General features: G+C 46.8%; 7 protein-coding genes and 1 pseudogene. 6 read left to right on the top strand and 2 right to left on the bottom strand.

Going from position 1 to position 6,750, the window contains the following annotated elements:
* The coding region (gene ruvX / locus WBV75_RS02075) for a Holliday junction resolvase RuvX (protein WP_424118997.1) at positions 1 to 316 on the bottom strand (316 nt) is incomplete at its 3' end.
* A 92-nt stretch (positions 317 to 408) separates the two neighbouring features.
* Here ruvX and WBV75_RS02070 point away from each other — a divergent pair.
* Positions 409 to 1,224 carry a 2,3,4,5-tetrahydropyridine-2,6-dicarboxylate N-succinyltransferase gene (locus WBV75_RS02070; protein ID WP_424118996.1) on the top strand — a complete coding sequence of 272 codons (816 nt, stop codon included), beginning with the start codon at positions 409 to 411 and terminating at the stop codon, positions 1,222 to 1,224.
* A gap of 127 nt (positions 1,225 to 1,351) precedes the next feature.
* Complete coding sequence (locus tag WBV75_RS02065; protein WP_424118995.1) at positions 1,352 to 2,149, top strand: glycosyltransferase family 2 protein; 798 nt, start codon at positions 1,352 to 1,354, stop codon at positions 2,147 to 2,149.
* Here WBV75_RS02065 and WBV75_RS02060 read toward each other — a convergent pair.
* Positions 2,131 to 2,961, bottom strand: a pseudogene (locus WBV75_RS02060) (glycosyltransferase family 2 protein). The gene WBV75_RS02065 and the pseudogene WBV75_RS02060 overlap by 19 nt on opposite strands.
* 198 nt (positions 2,962 to 3,159) lie before the next feature.
* Here WBV75_RS02060 and WBV75_RS02055 point away from each other — a divergent pair.
* From WBV75_RS02055 to WBV75_RS02040, 4 genes are all read left to right on the top strand, one after another.
* Entirely contained in the window at positions 3,160 to 4,617 is a 1,458-nt protein-coding gene (locus tag WBV75_RS02055; protein WP_424118994.1) for a CCA tRNA nucleotidyltransferase, read from the top strand.
* Entirely contained in the window at positions 4,614 to 5,657 is a 1,044-nt protein-coding gene (locus WBV75_RS02050) for a COX15/CtaA family protein (RefSeq protein WP_424118993.1), read from the top strand. The genes WBV75_RS02055 and WBV75_RS02050 overlap by 4 nt, the downstream gene beginning before the upstream one ends.
* A gap of 29 nt (positions 5,658 to 5,686) precedes the next feature.
* On the top strand, positions 5,687 to 6,178 hold the full coding sequence (locus WBV75_RS02045; RefSeq protein WP_424118992.1) for an IS1096 element passenger TnpR family protein: 492 nt from the start codon (positions 5,687 to 5,689) through the stop codon (positions 6,176 to 6,178).
* A gap of 33 nt (positions 6,179 to 6,211) precedes the next feature.
* The coding region (locus WBV75_RS02040) for a nucleoid-associated protein (protein ID WP_424118991.1) at positions 6,212 to 6,750 on the top strand (539 nt) is incomplete at its 3' end.

Raw genomic sequence — 6,750 nt, 5'->3', positions numbered from 1 at the left:
CAACCATGGTGCGAAGGGCCATTTTCGAGGTGAACCGCTCATCCTGCCTGGAAACAGGAAGTTTCGGATACCTTTTATTCAATTCCTTTAAAAATCCGCCGATAGCACCTTCCACCTCTGAAGGGGTATTGTCCATTTGCCTGGGTTCTCCCACTACGATACGCTCCACGTCTTCTTCCCGAAGGTATTGCTCCAAAAAGTCCCAAAGATCATCAGTTGCAACCGTTGTGAGTCCTGAAGCGATCAATTGGAAAGGATCTGTAATCGCAACACCAGTCCTTCTTGTCCCATAATCCAATGCGAGAATTCGTGCCACCAATAATTTTCTGCAAAAATAAGATATTCAAACCAAAGTGTTTAAAATTCGGATAACTATAAAGGCGTACCTATCTTTGTCAAAAAACCTGTATGGACCACCTTCGTTCTATTATTGAAGCTGCATGGGAATCGCGAGGACTCCTGAAAAACCCCGATACACGTGAGGCTATCAGGGAAGTAGTAGATGCCATTGATAAAGGGGAACTCAGATGTGCAAGCCCTGAAACGAAAGGCTGGACCATAAACGAATGGGTTAAAAAAGCTGTTGTCCTTTATTTTCCCATTCAGAAAATGGAAACCCAGGAAGTGGGTATTTTTGAATTTCACGATAAAATACCGCTTAAAAAAGGATATGAGGCCCGGGGTATTCGGGTAGTTCCTCATGCTGTTGCCAGGCATGGCGCCTATATCGCCCCAGGTACCATCCTAATGCCCAGCTATGTCAATATAGGGGCCTATGTGGATGAAGGTACTATGGTTGATACCTGGGCCACTGTTGGGAGTTGCGCACAAATTGGTAAAAATGTACATTTAAGTGGGGGTGTGGGTATAGGCGGTGTACTGGAACCCCTACAAGCTTCTCCCGTCATTATTGAAGATAATGCCTTTATCGGCAGCCGGTCGATAGTGGTTGAAGGGGTACACGTAGAAAAAGAAGCTGTTTTAGGTGCAAATGTGGTGCTCACGGCGTCTACGCGAATTATCGATGTAAGCGGTGATGCCCCGGTAGAATACAAAGGTCGTATTCCGGCGCGATCCGTAGTCATACCCGGGAGCTATACCAAGCATTTTCCCGCAGGGGAGTACCAGGTATCCTGTGCCTTGATTATCGGGAAACGCAAAGAGAGCACGGATAAAAAAACCTCCCTGAATGAGGCGCTTAGAACATATAGCGTATCTGCCTGAATTTCAAATTAATATCTTCGATTTATTACGTGTATTTCCCCGGGTTAGTGCGGAGTAAATATGGCAATTACAATTTTTTAATCGTTTCTTTGTTATAACAATGAAGGCCGTTTGAAGGCCGTGGCACATGCAACCAGCAACCAAAAATAAACTGACAGCCCTGATCATTACCTATAATGAAATGGGGTACATTGAACGGTGTATCGATTCGGTGCGCTTTGCCGACGAGATTATCGTAGTAGACTCACACAGTACAGATGGTACTTATGAATTCCTGCTCGAAGATCCGGATGTAACTGTCTTCCTGCATCCCTTCGAAAATTTTACCCGACAAAAAACTGTCGCTTTGGAAAAAGCCTCGAACGACTGGGTCCTTTTCCTGGATGCCGATGAAGTGGTAGGTCCTGAATTAGAAGAGGAAATCCGTGCTACCATCGATTCAGAAACGCCGCATGCAGCCTTCTGGTTTTACCGGAAATTTATGTTTAAACAAGCGCCACTGCACTTTAGTGGCTGGCAAACTGATAAAAACTACAGGCTTTTCCGAAAGAGCTCCGCCAGTTTTACGGATTGTAAACTCGTGCATGAAACCCTCGAGGTTAACGGTAGTTCCGGAATCCTCGAGAATAAACTTATCCATTACTGCTATAAGGGTTATTCCGATTACAAAAATAAAATGCTGCACTATGGCCGTCTGAAGGCCAAAGAGGATTTCTATAAGGAAAAGGGGTTTAGTTATCTGCTCATGGGAATCAAACCCGTTTGGAAATTTATCCATCATTATATTCTCAGGCTCGGATTCCTGGATGGAAAGAAAGGGGTGACAATCTGTTATCTCAACGCTCTTGGTGTATTGGAGCGCTATCGGGAATTGAAAAGACTGGAAGCTAAAAACAAGCTTACCAATTACCTGGTGATGCCGTAGTGGGTCCATACCCGTTTCTCCTGTTTTGTCTTTTTGCGTATCCCGGCATTCTTTTCCAGGGATTCAGGAGTTCTGTATCCGCGCTTGTGATCCAGGTGCACACATACTGCACTGTAACGGAGTTGTTTTGATTTGATTCCAAAATTAAAAAGGCGCTCCCCCAACTCACGGTCCTGTCCCCCATACTGCATTCGTTCGTCAAAACCATTTACATTGAGGATATCCTTTTTCCATCCGGAACTGTTATGTCCGTTCCAACTCGCGTTAGTGGGGGTGATCGCATTGAGGAATCGGGCTGCAAGGCCCCGGGCGGTCAACTTGTTATTTTTAAAGGTTTTTGGAATTCCCTTTTCTTTAAGCCAATTGATATCAAAACACCTCTGTTGTTCGATATCCTCAGGGGTAATAAGCAGGGAAATATTCATGGGGAGCATATAATATCCCCCTGAAATAAAATAACCCTCTTCCTTATTGATATAATGTACTTCTACAAAATCGCGGCGCGGAATACAATCCCCGTCCGTCATAATGATATATTCGGTATTACAGGCCACCACCGCCTTGTTCAATATCCGGGATTTCTGAAAACCGTCATCTTCCTGCCACACGTGGACGATCGGATAAAAAACCTCCTCCTGCATCCGCTACAAGAGCTCCCGGGTAGGAGCGGCAGAACCATCATCAGCTATGATGACCTCAAAATCCCTGAAGCTCTGGCAATTGAAACCGATCAAGACTTTTTCAAGCCATGCTTCTGAATTGTACGTGCTGACAATTACAGAAATTTTAAGCTGTTCTGAAGGGGTTTTCACAAAGGCAAAAGTATAAAAGTCTGCTGGGCTATCTTCGGATGACTCCTGTAAAAATACAGATTCGAAAAAAGTTCTCCCCGGTCAAAACAAGAAATTGAAGATGTGGTACCTTTGCAACCGGAAGAAAGGTGCTTTTACTGCACTGTCAAATAGAGATTAACACCTGATAGATGGATAGCCCTTTCCCGCGATATACCTATGGAAAACAAACGTTACCAAAAAGCCCTGACTGATCCTATTTTTCAGGTCATAAGTATGGCCGCTACAGAGCTTGGACTCGAGGCTTATGTGGTCGGCGGGTATGTGCGGGATTATTTTCTGGAGCGGGGAGCGAAACAGGATATCGATATTGTCGCCATAGGTAGCGGTATAGCCCTTGCCAAAAAGGTTTCGCAAATGTTGCCCGGGACTCCCAGGGTCACTGTCTTTAAAAATTTCGGGACCGCCATGATCCGGCAGGGTGATCTGCACCTGGAGTTTGTCGGGGCCCGAAAAGAAAGCTACCGCGCGGATAGTCGCAAACCCGTGGTGGAGGATGGAACCCTTGAAGAAGATCAGAAACGCCGGGATTTTACGATCAATGCCATGGCTCTGGATTTACGCCAGGAGTCTTTCGCTACCCTGCTCGATCCGTTTCAGGGGCGGGAAGATTTAAAGAAAGGGGTCATCCGAACACCTCTCGAGCCTGGTATTACATATTCCGACGATCCGCTGCGCATGATACGGGCGATACGTTTTGCAACCCAGCTGGGTTTTGAGATTACACCGGCTTCTTTAGAGGCTATAGAAAAAAATAAAGACCGAATCCGAATCGTCTCCCGAGAGCGGATTGTGGATGAACTTCAGAAAATAATGGCTGCAGACCAGCCTTCTGTTGGCCTGGCTCTGCTCCACAATACCGGACTCCTGGAGTATATTTTGCCGGAATTGACTGCCCTCAGGGGTATAGAGGAAATCGAAGGTCAGCGGCACAAGGATAATTTTTGGCACACCCTGGAGGTGGTAGATAATATTTGCAGGGCCACCGATAAAATCTGGCTGCGCTGGGCCGCCCTGCTGCACGATATAGGAAAAGCCCCCACAAAACGATTTGACACCAAAATTGGTTGGACTTTCCACGGGCATGAATTCGTCGGTTCGAAAATGGTGTATTCCGTTTTTAAAAGACTCAGACTGCCGCTGAACGAGCATATGAAATACGTGCAGAAATTGGTCAGGCTTAGTTCCAGGCCGGTGGCCCTATCCGATGATCACGTCACGGATTCCGCTGTACGACGCCTTATTTTTGATGCTGGAAACGATGTCGAGGACCTGATGACGCTTTGTGAAGCCGACATAACCACTAAAAACCCCAGAAAGCAAAAACGGTACCTGAGGAATTTTGCAGCGGTTCGAAAAAAAATTAAGGAAGTAGAGGAGCGCGACCGGATCCGAAACTTTCAACCTCCGGTCACCGGGGAACAAATCATGAAGGCCTTCAACCTGAAGCCTTGCAGGGAAATCGGAAGAATAAAGGATGCGATCAAAGAGGGGATTCTTGAAGGAGAAATCCCGAACGAACCGGAAGCCGCGTATCGTTTTATGATCCAAAAGGGCCTGGACCTGGGACTGACACCCTCGGGGGAGGCAACACAACCAAATAAGGGAGGATTATGAAAAAAATTAAACATTGGTACCGCCCCCTGGCAAAGATTTCTCTCATTCTTGTCTATCTGGTTATACTGGCGGGAGCGGTCGTTCGAATGACGGGTAGTGGTATGGGATGTCCGGACTGGCCCAAGTGCTTTGGCTACCTGATACCCCCTACGGAAGAATCGGAATTGCTATGGACACCTGAAAAAACCTATACGGAAGGACAGGTCATCATCCGGGACGAAACCCTTCTGGTTGCCCAATCGGAATTTACAAGCACTTCGGATTTCAGTCCTGAAAACTGGGAACCGTATACCCGGCATGATTACGCGGTATTCAATGCTACCCACACCTGGATCGAATACATCAATCGACTCCTTGGCGCACTGGCAGGGTTGGCCATGCTCCTCCTCGCCCTGGTATCCCTCGGGTGGTGGAAAACGCATAAATCCCGGGTGCTGCTTTCATGGCTGGGTGTTATTGCCATTGGATTTCAGGCCTGGTTAGGGGCTACTGTGGTTTATTCCGTCCTGGAACCTGTGAAAATAACACTTCACATGTTTATGGCCCTTGTGATTGTGGGAATGTTGCTTTGGATGGTCCACAGCTCTGATTCCAGAATTCGATCTTTCCGCTACGACCGCACCACCTACCGGATCTGGTGGCTGGTGGTTCCCCTGAGCATGCTGCAAATTTTAATGGGCACCCAGGTGCGCCAGTTTATAGATGAGCAGGCAAAAGTTCTCGGAATGGAGGCAAAAGCCTACTGGCTCGAAAATCCCGAAGTCGTTTTTTACCTGCACCGTTCCTTTTCCATCCTCCTGTTATTACTGCATGTTTGGGCTGCCTACAGGGTGGTATCCATGCGTTTGGGGTTTCACAAAATCAACGCCTCCTTCCTGGTGTTACTCGGACTGATTTCCACGGGGATCGCCATGAATTATCTTGCATTTCCATGGGGAAGCCAGGCGACACACCTTTTCCTGGCTGCAGTCTTATTCGGTTTTCAATGGTATGCATTTATGGAGTTGAAAAGCGCCTCCCGAACGGGTATTTCTTCGTAAATTTGCCGGAATCGCAACCCCACATGCTTATGATCTATAAAATCCGAGTTATTCTCGACTCTGAGGATGACGTTTTCCGGGACATCGAGGTAGATTCCGAAATAAGCCTAGAGGAATTACACAATATCATTACCCAGAGTTTTGGATTTTTAGGGAATGAAATGGCCTCGTTTTACACGGCTGATGAAAATTGGAATCAAGACCTCGAGATTACCCTCTTCTCCATTGGAGAAACGACGGATGCCCGACTTATGCAGGACACCCGACTCTCTGAGGTCATGGATGAACAGGCTCCTAAGTTGCTCTATGTCTATGACTTTTTAAATATGTGGACGTTTTTTGTGGAGCTGGCCGACCAGGAGGAGCCTGAAGAAGGGCGCATTTATCCAAATCTGCTCTTTAGCTTTGGAGAACTGCCCGATTCCCCTCCCGAAAAGCGATTTGAAGCCGATCCGAGTTCAGAAACTGAAGAACCTTTTGGGAGTTATGACGACCTGGATTTTGATGAAAACTGGAATTAACTTCAATTGACAACACACCTTTAAGGAGACCTCATGATCAACCTATACGCCACGCAACTGGAATCCATTTCTGTACACCGGGTCGGGAATAAGCATCGGGGAGAACCCCTTTTCCTGTCTGAGTCCACTTTTCCTTTAAACGATGAGATCAACGGGTTGCTCAAGGAGTACTTCTTCAAACCGTTTCGGGAAAAAGAAGAGAATTATTTTCGATTTGACCACGAAGCCGGATTGGAATTCCACCCGCTCTGGGAGGCGGCTCAAAAAGTTTTCAGTTCCCCGGATCAACTTCACCCGGTATCCAGGGATATTGCTTCCCACCTATTTGAGAAATCCAACCACCCCCATATCAAAAACGGAGAGTGCTATGTCGTTCACCTCACCGACGTCTTATTAGACAATGAACGGGTAGATGCTTTGGGGGTCTTTAAAAGTGAAGTCAAACAGGATTTCCTTCAATTCCGCGAGAATGGCGGGAACCTGGATATGCTCATCAAGCAGGGAGTAAACCTCACAAGACTGGATAAAGGCTGCCTGATCTTTAATAAGGAAGCTGAGCAGGGGTATAAAAT

Source organism: Robiginitalea sp., assembly GCF_049588695.1.
GTDB lineage: Bacteria > Bacteroidota > Bacteroidia > Flavobacteriales > Flavobacteriaceae > Robiginitalea.
This window is presented reverse-complemented; position numbering and strand designations above follow the sequence as displayed.